Here is a 16,929-nt window from a genome sequence, read left to right as displayed (position 1 = left end):
CGAGCACCTATCAGTGTGACGAGACGAACTTGGCGTCGGCAAACGCCGGCGGCAGCGCGAAGGTCGTGCGCATGCGCCTGGTTTCGGATGCCGGCGTCGACCCGAAAAGGCGCTTGAACTCGCGGTTGAATTGCGATGGGCTGGCATAGCCTACCGCGTGACTCGCTGCTTCGGCCGTCATGTCCTGGCGCACCATCAGTAACCTCGCCTGATGGAGTCGAATCGATTTCACGTACTGCATTGGCGAGGTATGGGTAATCGCCTTGAAATGGCTATGGAACGTGGGCATGCTCATGCCTGCTTCATCGCACAGCATCGTCAGATTGAGCGGCTCGGCGTAGCCCGCGTGAATGCGCTCCAGCGCGCGCCCTATTTTCCCGAATTGGCCTCGCATTGCCAATGCGCCTCGCATGGCATTGCCCTGGCTGCCGGTAAAGACGCGATAGTAGATTTCCCGGACCAGCATCGGGCCGAGTATTGCCGCGTCTCTGGGGTGCGCCATTGCTTCCAGAAATCGTAGCACTGATGCACGCAGCGATGCGTCCATCGGACTGGACATCATCGGTTGCGGCGAATCCTGACCTGACGGCATGTTGTGTGCATCGATTTGCAAAATCAACTCGGCGGCGAGTTGGAAATTCAGATGCATATAGATTGCCAGTAGCGGATGCGCCTGTGTGGCGTCCGTTTCCATCGAGAACGGCACGGGTACGGCCACGGACAAGTAGTGCTGTGCGTCGTATTGATAGATTCGATCACCAAAAAATCCACGCTTCGTGCCCTGGCAAACAATCACGATCCCAGGATCGTAAAGGACCGGTGTGCGGGTCAATGGACGGTCGGATCGTAGAAGACGCACATCTGGTAGTGCGGTCAGGTTGTACCCTTCCGTGGGTGCTAGCGCCTTGAGTAGATGGACCATCCGGCATTGTTCATCGATGGCGGTGCCTGACGCGACGGGATCTGTCGAGGAAGATGCGAGGTGCGATATCATAGGAATAGGCAATAATTCTGCAGAATCTGGTCTGAATGCGCGCCTATGATGAGAATACCATGCAATTTATTTCATCAACGCGAGAGGCAATGCATGGGATCGGGTAAAACGATTTTGATCACGGGCGTCAGCAGCGGGTTCGGCCGCGCGTTGGCCGAAGAGGCGCTGGCCGCAGGCTACCGGGTCGTGGGCACCGTGCGGACTGAGGCGGCAAGAACCGACTTCCAAGCACGCGATCACAAAGCCATCGCTATCACGCTGGACGTCACAGAATTTGCATCGATCGATGCCGCGGTGTCGGGCATCGAAACGTCGGTGGGCGCGGTGGACGTCCTTGTCAACAACGCAGGCTATGGTCATGAAGGGGTGATGGAGGAATCATCGTTGGAAGACATGCGCCGGCAATTCGACGTGAATGTGTTCGGCGCGGTCGCAATGATGAAAGCGGTGATTCCTTATATGCGACAACGACGCCGTGGTCACATCCTGAATATTACGTCGATGGGTGGGTTCATCACGATGCCGGGTATTGCTTATTACTGTGGCAGCAAATTCGCATTGGAGGGCATATCCGAAGTAGTTGCGAAGGAAGTGCTGCCGTTCGGCATCCACGTGACGGCGGTGGCGCCGGGATCGTTTCGTACCGATTGGGCGGGGCGCTCGATGCAACGAACCGCGCGCACCATCCCGGACTACGACGCGCTGTTTGATCCGATCCGCAAAGCGCGCGAGGAGAAAAATGGGAAGCAGCAAGGAGACCCCATAAAAGCGGCACATGCCATGCTGGCGGCGATTGAAAGTGAAAAGCCGCCGGCGCATCTGTTGCTCGGAAGCGATGCGCTGGCGCTTGTCAGGGGCAAGCTTTCGACGCTTGCCGCGGAAATCGATGCATGGGAGGCCGTCTCGCGATCGACGGATGGTTGAGCATGTGCCGAAAAAGCGTAACCTCGGCAAGGGCGCAATAGGGTGAACGCGAGCGCAGTGACGCCAGTCATGCCAGAATGTCGGCGCGGGGGATCCCGCGACAAAGGGGAAGGCACCCGTTCCTGCCCTTCCCAGCCCTTTCCTTGACGTCGTCTGTAGAGAACAATGCCGCACATCACACTTGAACTTTATCCTCGCGAATTGAGCGCGAAAGAGAAGCACGACATTGGCGAAGCGCTTGCTGATGTATTGAAAAAGCATCTGGGGTCTTCCGACAGCGCGATTTCGGTGGCCATTGAGATGATTCCGCGCGAAGAGTGGAAGGAGAAAGTCTATGATCCGCGTATCAAGGCGGTGATGGACACGCTGGTTCGCAAGCCAGGCTACGAGCTATAACGGCTAACGTTCCAGAAAACAATCGCCGCCCGTGCAGGCTGCGATTCCCATTCGCGGTCGTGCCACGTAACGCGTTGAACCATGTAACGGCGTCCTCGTCGGTCGGAATCCGCATGGGTGAGGACGGATCGGTCACGGCTCGCCAGACCGCTTCCGCGACGTCCGTCGATAGCGTGGGTGACTTGGGTCGCTTGCGCCCAATCGGCAAAGACTGCTTGCGCTAATGAGGCGTACGCTTCCGCGAGTACTTTCAATGTTGCGTTCGCTCGCTTCGTGGGCTTGCCAACGATGCGTTATGCGAAGCAGCAGATGGTGCGGGCGCAGGTGCTCTCTATATAGACTTGCATGTCAAGCCGCCGAACGGTTAGCACGTCGGCTGCTTTCAATCACTGAACAGCGTTGCATTTCAGCATTATATCGATTGGCCTCATCAACGCTTTAACAACGGTTGCGTTGCTACGCTTTGTTTTCCAATCAACGAAAGGAAAACGGAGCGAGATATGGCCTTTTACTATTACACGCCGTATAGCTGGAGTACCCGGTGGAATGCCGGGGGCGATAAGCCTGGAGATCCGTCGGCATTCGTGAACAAGCCGTTGTCGGGCGGTGCGTTCGACGGCTACGACGCGAGCCGGCTTGTTACTAATCAGGACGCTTCCGGTCGACGTTTTAAGTTTTTATTTTTCCAACGAATACCACCGGCTATAAAAGCTTGGTTATCCTTAATGCAGACGGTATTCACTGCTATAACGTGATGATGCCACACCAGCAGACCGGCACGTATCTGACTGATAAAGCGCTATGGGGCGCGCCACCGGATTCGCCTTCATCTTTTTATAACGGTAAGACACTGAACGAGCTGACGGCGTTGGCCTGGCGTGGGAACGGGGCCAATCCCGTGATCGAGATCAATGTCCGGCAATGGAATGCGACCGGCGGACAGCTGGTTATCCAGGACGCGTGGGGTTTTCACCTCTTTAATCTTGATTCCGGGGGGTTTTTCGAGTATCGGAATGTCAGGTTGAATCGCGGCCCCTTTGACGGTGCCTACCAATCGGAACTCTGGTTGTATCGTTCCACCAAACTGGATACCCCAACGTTTATCCGCGCGTCCATCAGTTCGTCGACCTACCGTGATTTGCAGTTCATGACAAAAGATGGCATCACCGCTTACGACTTCGAAAGCGGCAATTATCACAGCACTGTGAATCCAACGCTGGTGGGCGGCGCGCTGGACAATCAGAAAGTAGGAGATCTCATCGCCAAAGGTCAACTGGTCAACCAGACATGGCAAGACTACGTCGTGTTTAGTGACGAGCCCTTATATGATCCGGCGCGAATTGATTTCTGAGAGAGAATGTCGTTGCTGACGTAACGGCGTGACGGACTCCTGCGCCCTGGCCGGGGCCAAGTATGGGCGCCAGGGGTTTCGTCGTGGACGATTGCGCATGTTGCGCTTGCGAGACCACGGCACGGGTTCGCCCATGTCGCCCTGCTTTGGTGCATTTTTGTGCAAATAAATAGTGTCTCGAAGAGAAAATGCCAAATCCGTGATTTTCGGGGTGTCCGGATCTGCCTCAATGCGCCAATCTGGTGCGAATTTGCTGGCACATATCTTGTATTCGTAGGTGCGATAACGCGGCGATGCTATGCCGGACATGCACAATATGGAGACAGGCATTGGTTCTCTTTGCGCCCACACCGGTCAATAACGTGCTTTCGTGCTCGCTGTCATGGCGTGTTGCACGTGGCAATAAAAAAACAGAAAAGATCAAACGTAAGATTTCACAATAAATTAGTATTGCTACGTAAAATATGAAAATGCAATTGTGGTAAATGCTGATTAACGGTTATGCTCTGCTGTCACGGGAACAGGCAAGCGAATCAATCCGCGCGGGGCGGATCTTCTGAAACTTTCTCCCATTTTAGTTACCTCACGACGGTCGTCGTGCACTCATCTGACCGAAAGGAAAGCAATGGACAAACGTGCGTTTTTAAAGATGGCTTCCGCAGCAGGCATGACAGGCGTTGCCGCACAGATTCCGGGCGCGTTCGCGCAAAGTGGCAGTGGCCCGATCAAGGTCGGCATTCTGCATTCGCTGTCGGGTACGATGGCGATTTCCGAAACATCGCTGAAAGACGTGGCATTGATGACCATTGCCGAAATCAATGCCAGTGGTGGGGTGATGGGACGCAAGATCGAACCCGTTGTCGTAGACCCGGCATCGAACTGGCCGTTGTTTGCCGAAAAAGCGCGTCAACTGATCACGCAGGATAAGTGTGCGGTCGTGTTTGGTTGCTGGACCTCGGTGTCGCGAAAGTCCGTATTGCCGGTGTTCGAAGAGCTGAACGGCCTGTTGTTCTATCCCGTGCAGTATGAAGGCGAAGAGATGTCGCGTAACGTCTTCTACACGGGTGCGGCGCCGAACCAGCAGGCAATCCCTGCGACGGAATATTTGATGAGTGCGGAAGGTGGGGCGGCAAAGCGCTTCTTTCTCTTGGGCACGGACTACGTCTATCCACGCACGACAAACAAGATTCTGCGTGCTTTCCTGCATTCGAAGGGTGTGCAAGATACGGATATCCAGGAAGTTTATACCCCGTTTGGCCATAGCGATTATCAGACCATCGTCGCGAATATCAAGACGTTTGCCCAAGGCGGCAAAACCTGCGTGATCTCCACGATCAACGGCGATTCGAACGTGCCGTTCTACAAGGAACTCGGCAATCAGGGCCTCAAGGCGACAGATGTGCCGGTGGTGGCATTCTCGGTGGGTGAAGAGGAGTTGCGCGGTATCGACACCAAGCCGTTGGTGGGAAATCTAGCCGCATGGAACTATTTCATGTCACTACGTAATCCGGTCAATACGAAATTCAAGAAACAGTTCGCGGACTGGGTGGCAAAGAACAACCTGCCTGGCGGAAGCAAGCGGGTCACGAACGATCCGATGGAAGCCACCTATGTCGGCATGCACATGTGGCGCCAGGCGGTGGAGAAGGCCAAGAGCACCGATGTGGACAAGGTTCGTACGGCAATGATCGGGCAGAAGTTTGCCGCGCCATCGGGTTACACGCTGGAAATGGATGGTAATCACCATCTGCACAAGCCGGTAATGATCGGTGAAGTTCGCGCCGACGGCCAATTCAACGTGGTGTGGCATACGAAGGGCACGATCCGGGCGCAGCCGTGGAGTCCATTCATTCCAGGTAACGACAAGAAGCCGGACGTCGTTGCACAAGCCACGCCAATTGCCGATTTGATGCGTCGGTTGGGCTGAAAGCAACAAAGGCATTTTGATGGCACGAGGCAGGCGTGAACCTATGCACGCCTGCCGGTTATCTCAGCAGTGGACGTTGGCCTGACTCATGCTCGAATCCCACATTTCGTCACGGTGCGTTGTAGCATCAAACGCGACCGTGATATTGCCGTTTACTGCGGCACCTTCTTTTCTTTCCCGTTCTGTTTTGCGTGTAGCACGCGACGTTATTCTATTGCTCGCCGTGGCGACGGGAAGCGGAACCGCTTTTGCCACCGACGCCTTGCCCGCCGCTTCGACGGCATCCACGGGCCTTGCCGCTTCCGTGGTGGCGGTGCGGGATGCGTCTGCAGCAACCGGCACGACCACGCATGCGCTCATGGATAGTGATCTCGCACCATTGGCTGGCGATGACTTCGACGCCAAGGCTGCGGCGCTCGCACAATTGGCATCACGTGCCAGCCACGATCCAACGGCGAGTCGCTTGTTGCAGGCGCTTGCGAAGGATAATGTCTTTGTAAATGACAGCAATCGCATCTTGTTAGGCGATGGCGATAATTTCCGTGATGCGTTGACCGATAAGGCAGTCAGCGCTGATGAGGCGGGGAATGCGCAGCAGATCACGTTGCCCAATGTGCTGCGGGCGCGCGTCGATGGCTTCGCGTCCGCAAGCCGTCTGACGTCGAGTGATCCGGCGGTGCGCGGCGCGGCGATCGATGCGATGTTGCGCAATCCCGACCCGGGTGCCGCGGCGCAAGTTGATGCAGCGCTGGCATCGGAGCACGATCCCGTATTGCATGCCAAATTGGAAACATTGTGGGCCATGACGGCGCTGCACGATCCAAGCGCCGATAAACGTTTGAAGGCGGTACAACTGATCGCGGAGAACGGGCGTATTGGCGGTCTGGAGATGTTGCGTCCGCTGACGCGGAAGACGGCTGGAGGCGCCTATACCGAAAGCGATGCCCGTGTCCGCGCGGCCGCGCAGGACGGTATCGACCGACTGGCGTCGATGCAAAAACGCGCTGAAATTGCAGGTGTCGTCTTCGCTGGCCTGAGTTTGGGTAGTGTCTTACTATTGGCGGCGCTGGGCTTGGCCATCACTTATGGCTTGATTGGCGTTATCAATATGGCGCACGGCGAGTTCCTGATGATCGGGGCTTATGCAACGTATGTCGTGCAAAACGTGTTTGTCAAATACCTGCCCAATGCGATTGAATGGTATCCGATACTCGCGGTGCCGGCGTCGTTCCTGGCGGCCGCGGTGGCCGGTGTTGTCATCGAGCGACTGATCATCCGCCACTTGTACGGTAGACCACTGGAAACGTTGCTGACCACATTTGGCATCAGCCTCTTGCTGATGCAGGCAACCCGGATGGTGTTCGGCGCGCAGAATGTACAAGTGGCCAACCCGAGCTGGATGAGTGGTGGTATCGCGATAATGCCGGGACTGATCTTGCCCTATAACCGGCTTGTTATACTGGCTTTCTCCGTGGCGGTGATCGTGCTGGCATGGGCGGTGTTGAACCGGACGAGACTCGGTCTGTATATCCGCGCGGTGACGCAAAATCGCCGCATGGCCGCTTGCGTCGGGGTACGCACCGCGCGCGTCGACTGCTACGCATTCGCTTTTGGCGCAGGCATTGCCGGACTCGGTGGTTGTGCACTATCTCAAATTGGCAACGTCGGTCCGGATCTTGGCCAGACTTACATCATCGATTCATTCATGTCCGTGGTCCTCGGCGGCGTAGGGCAATTGGCGGGCACGGTGATTGGTGCATTCGGATTGGGCGTTGTCAGCAAGGCCATCGAGCCGTTCTGGGGAGCGGTGCTTGCAAAGATCTGTGTGCTGATGCTGGTTGTGCTATTCATTCAAAAACGGCCCCAGGGCCTGTTCGCCCTGAAAGGGCGCAGCGCGGAGGTGTGATCGATGGTGCCCATTTCCGCTGCATCATCCTCGGTATCGGCCGGGGAAGGGTTTGCACTGGGTCTGCCCGAGCGTGCACGTTTGCTGTCACGTGCCGGTTGGGTTGGCTTGCTCATCGCCGTCTTGCTCGTGGGGGTTGCCGCGCCATTTGCGGCATTATCGGCACCTGAAGGCAGTGTCTGGCATTTGTCGATGTATGCGATCACGCTTGGCGGCAAGCTGATGTGCTATGCGATTGCGGCGATGGCCTTGGACCTGGTGTGGGGCTATTGCGGTATCCTCAGTCTCGGCCATGGTCTGTTCTTCGCCTTGGGCGGTTATGCGATCGGCATGTACCTGATGCGTGCGATCGGCCACGAGGGCAAGTACGGCAGCGACCTTCCGGATTTCATGGTGTTTCTGGATTGGCACGCTTTGCCCTGGTACTGGCAAGGCACGCAGCACTTGCTCTATGCCATGCTGCTCGTCATGTTGGCGCCGGCGTTGATTGCCTGGATCTTCGGTTTCTTTGCGTTCCGCTCACGGGTCAAGGGCGTCTATCTGTCCATCATCACGCAGGCGCTGACATATGCGGCCATGCTGCTCTTTTTTCGCAATGAAACCGGTTTTGGCGGGAACAACGGTTTCACCGATTTCAAGCGCATAGCGGGTTTTCCAATCACTGATGACCATACGCGCGTAGCGTTGTTCGTGCTGACGTTCGCGGTGTTGATCATCGCTTTCCTCGCGTTGCGCTGGATCGTTAATTCGCGGCTGGGACGCGTTGTGACGGCTATTCGCGACGGTGAATCGCGACTGATGTTCCTGGGCTACAGTCCGCTTGCCTACAAGCTGTTCATCTGGACACTGTCCGCGATCTTGTGCGGTATCGCTGGCGCTTTGTACGTGCCACAGGTTGGCATCATCAATCCCAGCGAAATGTCGCCGGGCAATTCGATCGAGATGGCGATCTGGGTTGCGGTGGGTGGCCGCGGTACCTTGATCGGGCCGATTATCGGTGCAATCGCGGTGAATCTCGCCAAAACGTTTTTCACCAACGCGTATCCGGAATATTGGCTGTTCTTCCTTGGCGCAATCTTCGTGCTCGTACCGCTTCTGTTGCCCAAAGGCATCGTCGGCTTGGCCGGTGTATTCCGTAAGCCTGCCCGCTACGGCGGTGAAGGCACATCGCCTGGTGACGAGCGCATTCAGGGTGGTGGCGACACCGTGACGCGAGCGGGCCACGGCACTTCGGCAACGCAGAGGAGCAAGGTGTGATGACGGATATCACAAAGGAGCCGGTGTCCGGCGCGGCCGCCAATATGACCTCTGGTCTGGGGCATATCGTAAAACCTGGCACGGTCGATGTGTCGCATGGCCCCATCCTTTACCTTGAGGATGTCAGTGTCAGCTTTGATGGCTTCAAAGCACTGAAGCAATTGACGTTGTCGATCGATGCCGGGGAACTGCGTTGCGTGATCGGCCCCAATGGCGCGGGCAAGACGACAATGATGGATGTGATCACGGGCAAGACGCGTCCGCAGAGCGGGAAGGTGTTCCTCGGGCAGACGCTGGATTTGCGGCGCATGGACGAACCGACAATCGCGCGTGCCGGAATCGGTCGCAAATTCCAGAAGCCAACGGTATTCGAACAGCATCCGGTTTGGGAAAACCTGGAGCTGGCGATGAAATCCGATAAACGCTGGCTGGCGGCGTTGCGCTCGAAACTCGATCAGACCGCGCAGGCACGCATCGAACGCGTGTTGTCGACCATTCAATTGGAAGCGCAGGCATACACGCTGGCCGGCTTGTTGTCGCATGGCCAGAAACAGCGATTGGAGATCGGCATGTTATTGATGCAGGAGCCGCAATTGCTGCTCCTCGATGAACCCGCGGCCGGCATCACCGACGACGAAACGATGGCGCTGGCCGCGTTGCTGGAAACGCTGCGGGGGCAGTGCTCGATGATGGTTGTGGAGCACGACATGGATTTTGTCGCCGCACTGGCGGGAACGCACGGCAAGGTCACAGTGATGGCGGAAGGCTCGGTGCTTGCGGAAGGCACGCTGGACCAGGTGAAGCGTGACGAGCGCGTCATTGAATCCTATCTGGGCCGATAGCGACAATCGAGGAGCGGCAATGCTGGAAGTAGCGGGATTGAATCAATACTATGGCGGCAGTCACATCCTCCGCGACGTGACGTTGCATGTGCCTACCGGCAAGCTCACGGTGCTGCTGGGCCGAAATGGCGTGGGCAAGTCGACGCTATTGCGTTGCTTGATGGGTGTGACCCCGGTGAAGACCGGCAGCATTCAATGGCAAGGAGAAGCATTGGAGCGGTTGGGAACGCCTGCGCGTGTCGCGCGTGGTCTCGGCTATGTGCCACAAGGACGGGATATTTTTCCGCGACTGACAGTGGAGGAGAATCTGCTGATCGGCGCTGCCTCTCATACCATTCCCAAGCAGGTACCTGAGCGGATTCACGCGTTGTTCCCGGTACTCCACGACATGCGGCACCGACGTGGCGGGGATTTATCGGGCGGACAACAGCAACAACTGGCGATCGGCCGGGCGCTGATGGGCGAGCCGGAACTATTGATTCTCGACGAGCCGACGGAAGGCATTCAGCCTTCGATCATCAGCGATATCGGACGGACGCTACGTCGATTGGTCGACGAGTTCGGGATGACGATTCTGCTGGTGGAGCAATATTATGAGTTCGCGCAAGCGCTCGCGGATCAATATTGGGTGATGCGGCGTGGAGAAATCGTCGCCGGCGGTACTGGTGCGGAAATGGTGGATCACGGTGTACGGGAGATGATCGCGGTCTAATGGTTCCCGCGTCCAAGCATAGGTTGAAGAGGGTGAAAGGGCGTCCACATCACCTCATCGCCCGCGGCAACCTTTGCCATCTTGCAGGCATCGTGGTGAAGACATTTGGGTGGGAAAGGCGTTTGCAACACGGAAGAAACAGCGGCTGACTTACTTCAGCGCAGGAGCATGGGAGGCAGCTAGCACGATCTGGTACAAAAAGCGCGTTGGAGCAGGCGGCTTCGTCGCCTGCCACCCGATGCTAGAGAAAGCGAACGGCAAAACGACGTCAATAACAAAAGCACGACCGGACAATTTAAGACAGCCCCGCAACGGCGGATAGTGCGGTCATGATTATGTTAAATGATGGTGTGATGCTTGGTTGTCAAGCAGGAAGTGCCCGGAAATGAGACGATTGTAGGGATAACGCCAGTCGTCATCGGCTCGACCTACACGGTCTGGTAAAAATTTCAACGGCCTTTTTGCTCCTCTTATTGGCATGATCATCGACAACGCCGTTTCCAGCCCAGCACCTGCTGGCGGTGAGCGCGCGCCTCCGAACGAGGGCGCGGGACCGATCATCGCGCAGTCCACGGCTAGCATCGGCGGCGTGCTGAAGGCTTTACGCGTGCGAGAACGGGAGGATGATCCCTTTTCGCGGATCAGCTATGAGATGCGCGCGATCGTAGACCGTGACGGTATGATCGTCGATGTGAACCGGACGTGGGAGCGCACTCTCGGCTGGCTAGCCGAAAACGTCATCGGTCGGTTGTTATGCACGCTCGCGCATGCGGATGACCGCGACAGGTTGTCGCTAGCACTTGATGATCTCGAAGACGACGGCGCCACGCAAGAATTCGAGAATCGACTGCTGTGCGCCGATGGCACCTACCGACTCGCCGCATGGTCGGCGATGCGCAAAGGTGACTATCTGTACTGCGCCGTCCGTGACATTACGGAACAGCGGGAGCGGGAAGTCGCACTGCATGATTCGAAGGATTTCGCGCGGCTGGCGTTGTCCGCGGTCAATGGCGTGGGCGTTTGGACATATGAAGTCGGCAGTGACTGCTTCTTTTGTGATGCGGCCATTGCCGCCCTATATGGTATCGATCCCGCGGAAGCTGCTGGCGGCATCAAGCGCGTCCGTTTCCTCGCGAATGTGCATCCCGATGATTTGATCGCTTTACGCAAGACAATGACGGGCGGCCTGATTCGCCGCGGCGATCTCGAGCTTGAATATCGAATCTGTCATCCTGATGGCTCGACGCGCTGGGTGCTGTCGCGTGGACACACGTATTTCAATGACGATGGCATGCCCGTGCGCCGCACCGGCGTCGGGCTTGACATGACGTCGCAGCGACTGCTGGAACAGCAACTGCGCCAGAGCCAGAAGATGGAGGCGGTCGGACACTTGACTGGTGGTCTCGCCCACGACTTCAACAATATGTTGCAAGGCGTATTGGGCCCGCTCGAATTGATCCGCCAACTTCTTGCGCTAGGCAGGCTGTCCGAGTTGGATAGATTTATCGGGATGGCAATGGGTTCGGCACGCAAGGCTGCGGCATTGACGCATCGTCTGCTGGCGTTCGCTCGTCGACAACCGTTGGCACCGCGGGCCGTGGATGTCGCGCAGTTGATCCCGACGCTGACCGATCTGCTGCGACAGTCAGCCGCCGAGAAAATCGAGATCAGGCTGTTGCCTGACAGCCAGCCCTGCCGTGTGCGATGCGATCCGCATCAGTTAGAAAGTGCGCTGCTGAATCTTTCGATCAACGCATGCGATGCCATGCCGGATGGCGGGACGCTGTCAGTCGAATCGCGCATCGAAGAAGTGAGTGAAGCGATGGCCCAATTGCATCAGGATGCGCACCCGGGCCGCTATGTTTGTATTGCCGTAACCGATACGGGCACTGGCATGCCGCAGCATGTCGTCGATCAGGCGTTCGAGCCGTTCTTCACAACGAAGCCGTCGGGTCGTGGGACGGGATTGGGGCTGTCGATGGTACATGGTTTTGTGGGGCAATCGGGCGGCTTCATGCGTATTAATAGCCAGGTCGGCAGTGGCACGATCGTCGAACTGCTTCTCCCTGAAGTGTCGACCGACGACGGGCGAGGCCATTCCGCTGTGGAAGAGCGCGCGCATCATCACCTGGGGTCCGGCGAAACAGTGCTTATTGTCGACGACAACGCAACCATTCGCGAATTGCTCGGCGTTCTGTTCGAGCAATCCGGGTACCGGACCTTATCTGCACACGATGGTTCGTCGGGACTCGCCATACTCTCGTCTGACGAGACGGTCGATTTGGTGGTGACCGATGTCGGCTTGCCCGGTATGAATGGGCGTCAGATGATCGATATTGCCCGCGAGTTGCGGCCGCAGTTGCCCGTACTGTTCGTGACGGGCTATGCCGAGGTGGCAACGGCCAATGGCTTCCTTGGCGAGCGCATGGAGATGCTGCCAAAGCCCTTTTCATTGGAAGCCGTGATTGTGCGCGCGCAGAGCATGCTGCAGAAACAGGGGGAAGGTAAAGCGGCCGCGCAAAGCGACGTCGCGTCCGGGATGGCGCCACTCGCGGTCCAGGATCGTGAAGGCCAGAGCACGCACCCGGACAAATAACGCAGCAACGGCAGCACATCACTGATGCCTCCTGTTTCATAGGCTCAAGTGTATTGTCGCCTGGCGTTATCGCTCAACCTGAACGGTACAGGATGTAACTCGCGGCCATGACGATCATCACGGCGAATACGATATTCAAGACGCCGCGTAGTTGTGCAAGCCGCGTGGCGGCGCGCGCCCCGATCCATCCGCCGACCACGCCTCCCGCGACGAATTCCAGGGCGATTTGCCAGTCGAGCTGTCCTGATATGGCATAGTTGGCGGCGGTGGTGAGGCCGAATGAACCAACGGCGAACAGGGATGTACCGATTGCCTCGATAATCGGCAACCTGGCCGACAGCATCAAGCCCGGGACGACGAGAAACCCCCCGCCAATCCCAAAAAATCCAGACAAGCTACCAGCACCGATGCCTGTGCAGCAAACGCGGCCATAGCGCACAGGTGCCGCATTCGCCGCGCACGTTGGACGCGATTGACCTCGCAACATCAGAACGGCGACGAACAGCATTAACATCGCAAAATAAACGATTAATCGCTGTCCATCGATCTGTTTGCCGACGCTGGAGCCAACTGAGGCACCCAGCACGCCACTGGCCGCAAATGCGAATGCGGCGCCCCATCGCACGCTGCCACTGCGTGCATGCGGGATCAAGTTCAGATAAGCATTCACGGCGACGGCGAGTGCCGCGGTGCCGATGGCGATGTGCGGATTATTCAAGCCCACGACATACAACATCAATGGTACGGCCAGGATGGAGCCACCGCCGCCAACCAGACCCAGCGCAAAGCTGACGAACGCCCCGCAGACGGCGGCGGCCAGCGCTTGAGCGGCGCCCCCACCTGTTACCATCAAGGACGGAATCAAGATAGACATGCGTGCCTTGCGTGCATCAGTCTTGTTGGATGACGGTGTTGCTTGCGGCAACCGTCGATTGACCGCAGGCAAGATTCGCCGGCACGGCGACGTCCATCAAGACAGGATTCGGAAGGTTCAGTCCGGTCATAAACGCCACGTATTCGGCTTCTGTCTTACCCGCCAGGCGCGGATTCCAGCGCTTTTCCTCGCCGATCGACGATGCGGTCATGCCCCTGTAGTCGTGACCCGGGTAAATGAGCGTGTCATCGGGCAGCTTGAACAATTTGTTGGTAATGGAATCCCATGACCGATGCGGATCTCCCCCTTGAAAATCAGTTCGACCGCTGCCTCGAATCAGCAATACGTCACCGGTAAAGACGGCGCGTGGCTGCTCGGGCCGTAGCACGAAGCTGAATGACTCATCGGTGTGGCCGGGTGTATAGATCGCCTGAAGCCGCACGCCGTCGACATCGAGTATTTCGCCTTCATGCACGTGTCGGCTGACGCATTGGGCATGGGTGCGTTCGCCCATGACGGTGGTGCATTGCACGGCATCCCGGAGATCACCTAGCGCAGTGATGTGATCGGCATGAGTATGCGTGTCGATCGCTTGCACCAGTTTCAGATCCAGTTCCGTGATCAATTGAAGGTATTGCCGTAGATGCTCCTTGACCGGATCGATGATCAGCGCTTCGCCGCCGACGCGTGATGCCAGCAGGTAGGTGTAAGTGCTTGATGTGCGATCGAAGATTTGTCGGAACAGCATGATGACTCCTACGACAGTTCTATATTACCCTAAAGTATATGCTTATATTTTATAATAATAAAGAGGTTGAGCTGTGCTTCCGTGTGATGTGGATGTTTCCAGCCAACGTTCCTGCCGGTGCCGGCTCTGCGTGGTCGAGCCGATCTGGTTGTGTAGTTTGAGGCCAAGCCGGGTCGCCAGATCAGGGGGCGATGTCGTCATTTGACAGCAGCGGGCAGGAACGGCATGGCAGGCGCCTCCGCCGTTCCTGCCCGCTTGTCGGAAATTACCCTGGACGTGCCGATCGCGAATTAACGGATTATTTCAGGATAAGTACAATGGCCTGACTATCTGTCGGAGTTCGTCGATGAAATGCTTTGCCTTCGCGCGTGCAGTGGCATGCGTTGCCGGTGTTCGTACGGTAGCGCCAGCGCGCCTTTCCATCCTTCGCCTATGCGCTGTCATACACTCAATTCCTACCGTCTTAGGCACGCACACATTGCGGGTGCATCGCGGCATCGTGCCCATTGCGACAGTCGTCTTATTGAGCGGAGTATGCGCGCCGGTGACCGTGCGCGCGGCATCGATGCCTGCTGTCGAGGCAAAAAACGGCATGGTGGTGACATCGCAATCCCTGGCGACCAATATTGGCGTCAATATACTGAAAATGGGAGGTAATGCGATAGATGCGGCTGCCGCTGTCGGCTATGCCGAAGCGGTGGTCAATCCGTGTTGCGGCAATATCGGCGGCGGCGGGTTCATGACGATCCACCTTGCGGATGGCCGCGACCGTTTCATTGATTTTCGGGAAAAGGCACCGGCTGCCGCAACGGCGAATATGTACCTCGATGAAAACGGCAACTTACGCAAAGGAGAAAGCCTGTATGGCTATCGTGCGGTGGGTGTGCCGGGTACAGTTGCAGGTCTTGATCTGGCGCAACGCACCTACGGCAAGCTGACGCGGCGCCAAGTGATGGCACCGGCGATTGCACTTGCACGCGATGGTTTCGTATTGACTCGCGCTGACACCGATATTCTCGATACGACGGTGGCCCAATTCAAGGATGATGCCGAAGCACGTCGTATCTTCCTGCGTCCGGACGGCAGTGCGCTGCAACCTGGTGATCGTCTGGTGCAAAAAACCCTGGCCCGTACGCTCGAGCGTATCTCGCTGGAGGGGCCTGATGCTTTTTATCACGGCGCGATTCCGCAATCCATCGAGGCGGCATCGGAAAAGAGCAACGGCTTGTTGCGCGCTTCCGATTTTGCTGCTTACAAAGCCGATGATACGGAACCGTTGCGTTGCAGCTATCGCGGTTATACGTTCATCTCTTCACCACCGCCCAGTTCCGGTGGCGTAACGATGTGCGAAATTCTGAACGTACTGGAAGGCTATGACTTGCGCGCGATGGGCTACGGGTCGGCCGCGGCGTTGCATGTGATGACGGAAGCGATGCGCCATGCGTACCTGGATCGCAACACCTTGCTCGGCGACCCCGCATTCGTCAACAACCCGCTCGACAAGTTACTGAGCAAACGCTATGCGGCGGATATACGTTCACGGATCGAAGCCGATAGCGCAACGCCGTCGCAGACCGTCAAGCCTGGTGACGGCCTGCATGAGAAACCCGAGACGACCCATTATTCGATTGCCGATGCCCAGGGCAATGCCGTGTCCACCACTTATACGATCAATGGTCGATTTGGTGCCGTCGTGATGGCGCCGAATACGGGCTTCTTCCTGAACGATGAGATGGATGACTTCACGACAAAAGTTGGCGCACAGAACCTGTATGGTTTGGTGCAGGGCGAACGAAACGCCATTGCGCCAGGGAAACGACCGCTGTCGTCGATGGCCCCTACGATCGTGACGAAAGACGGCAAGGTGTTCATGGTCCTGGGCTCGCCGGGCGGCTCGCGAATCATCACGATCACGCTGGAAACGGCGCTAAACGTCATTGATTTTGGGATGGCACCGCAGGCAGCCGTCGACGCGCCGCGAATCCATCAGCAATGGCTCCCGGATGAAGTGTATTACGAGACGCAGGGTGTATCGCCCGATACGTTGGCGATCATGAAGAAGATGGGCTACAAGATGGTCGAACAGACCCCATGGGGTGCGGCCGAGGTCATTCTCGTTGGCTTGCCCGGCACAAGCGTCGTTTCGGAAGGCGCGAGTTCCGGTAATGATGCGGGTGTGTCGGGAAAGGTGCGTGTAGGGTGGTTGTATGGTGCAAACGACCCGCGTCGACCGGCCGGCACGGCGGCAGGATATTGATCAGAAGCGCCGCGATGCACGCCGCATGACAGCGCAAATGTCACCGGCGTGAGCGTATCGCCTGACAGTACTTTTCCATCGTGCCGTCGTGCAGGTGTCGTCAATCCCCGGTATGTTAGACACAAGTGCAGTCTAGTTACCCAGG

13 protein-coding genes are annotated in these 16,929 nt (G+C 57.3%); 10 read left to right on the top strand and 3 right to left on the bottom strand.

Annotated features, from left to right (window positions below; genetic code table 11):
* Positions 1–10: 10 nt before the first annotated feature.
* Complete coding sequence (locus WM40_RS02770) at positions 11–922, bottom strand: AraC family transcriptional regulator (protein WP_046152168.1); 912 nt, start codon at positions 920–922, stop codon at positions 11–13.
* A gap of 165 nt (positions 923–1,087) precedes the next feature.
* On the opposite strand from WM40_RS02770, the gene WM40_RS02765 reads away from it, so the two are divergent.
* The 9 genes from WM40_RS02765 (at position 1,088) to WM40_RS02720 (ending at position 12,905) form a co-directional block, all read left to right on the top strand.
* Positions 1,088–1,918: an oxidoreductase gene (locus WM40_RS02765; RefSeq protein WP_046152083.1), complete on the top strand. Its 831-nt coding sequence runs from the start codon at positions 1,088–1,090 to the stop codon at positions 1,916–1,918.
* A gap of 165 nt (positions 1,919–2,083) precedes the next feature.
* Positions 2,084–2,314 (top strand): tautomerase PptA, encoded by a 231-nt coding sequence (pptA, locus tag WM40_RS02760; RefSeq protein WP_046152082.1) that lies wholly within the window; start codon positions 2,084–2,086, stop codon positions 2,312–2,314.
* A gap of 754 nt (positions 2,315–3,068) precedes the next feature.
* Positions 3,069–3,665 (top strand): hypothetical protein, encoded by a 597-nt coding sequence (locus WM40_RS02750; protein WP_046152080.1) that lies wholly within the window; start codon positions 3,069–3,071, stop codon positions 3,663–3,665.
* A gap of 625 nt (positions 3,666–4,290) precedes the next feature.
* Positions 4,291–5,592, top strand: a complete 1,302-nt coding sequence (urtA, locus tag WM40_RS02745) for an urea ABC transporter substrate-binding protein (protein WP_024904903.1) — start codon at positions 4,291–4,293, stop codon at positions 5,590–5,592.
* A gap of 304 nt (positions 5,593–5,896) precedes the next feature.
* The gene (gene urtB, locus WM40_RS02740; protein ID WP_046152167.1) at positions 5,897–7,498 is read left to right on the top strand and encodes an urea ABC transporter permease subunit UrtB; all 1,602 of its coding nucleotides are present in this window, start codon (positions 5,897–5,899) and stop codon (positions 7,496–7,498) included.
* Positions 7,499–7,501: 3 nt separating this feature from the next.
* Complete coding sequence (gene urtC / locus WM40_RS02735) at positions 7,502–8,755, top strand: urea ABC transporter permease subunit UrtC (protein WP_082102394.1); 1,254 nt, start codon at positions 7,502–7,504, stop codon at positions 8,753–8,755.
* On the top strand, positions 8,755–9,597 hold the full coding sequence (urtD, locus tag WM40_RS02730) for an urea ABC transporter ATP-binding protein UrtD (protein WP_046152079.1): 843 nt from the start codon (positions 8,755–8,757) through the stop codon (positions 9,595–9,597). The genes urtC and urtD overlap by 1 nt, the downstream gene beginning before the upstream one ends.
* 19 nt (positions 9,598–9,616) lie before the next feature.
* Positions 9,617–10,309: an urea ABC transporter ATP-binding subunit UrtE gene (gene urtE, locus WM40_RS02725; protein ID WP_046152078.1), complete on the top strand. Its 693-nt coding sequence runs from the start codon at positions 9,617–9,619 to the stop codon at positions 10,307–10,309.
* 478 nt (positions 10,310–10,787) lie between these two features.
* Complete coding sequence (locus WM40_RS02720; protein ID WP_052738137.1) at positions 10,788–12,905, top strand: hybrid sensor histidine kinase/response regulator; 2,118 nt, start codon at positions 10,788–10,790, stop codon at positions 12,903–12,905.
* 73 nt (positions 12,906–12,978) lie between these two features.
* Here WM40_RS02720 and WM40_RS02715 read toward each other — a convergent pair whose 3' ends face one another.
* Entirely contained in the window at positions 12,979–13,779 is an 801-nt protein-coding gene (locus tag WM40_RS02715; RefSeq protein ID WP_236693354.1) for a sulfite exporter TauE/SafE family protein, read from the bottom strand.
* A 16-nt stretch (positions 13,780–13,795) separates the two neighbouring features.
* Entirely contained in the window at positions 13,796–14,527 is a 732-nt protein-coding gene (locus WM40_RS02710) for an MBL fold metallo-hydrolase (RefSeq protein WP_024904898.1), read from the bottom strand.
* 565 nt (positions 14,528–15,092) lie between these two features.
* On the opposite strand from WM40_RS02710, the gene ggt reads away from it, so the two are divergent.
* On the top strand, positions 15,093–16,784 hold the full coding sequence (gene ggt / locus WM40_RS02705; protein WP_081765095.1) for a gamma-glutamyltransferase: 1,692 nt from the start codon (positions 15,093–15,095) through the stop codon (positions 16,782–16,784).
* Positions 16,785–16,929: the final 145 nt, after the last annotated feature.

This window comes from Robbsia andropogonis (assembly GCF_000970345.1).
GTDB classification, from domain to species: Bacteria; Pseudomonadota; Gammaproteobacteria; order Burkholderiales; family Burkholderiaceae; genus Robbsia; species Robbsia andropogonis.
This window is presented reverse-complemented; position numbering and strand designations above follow the sequence as displayed.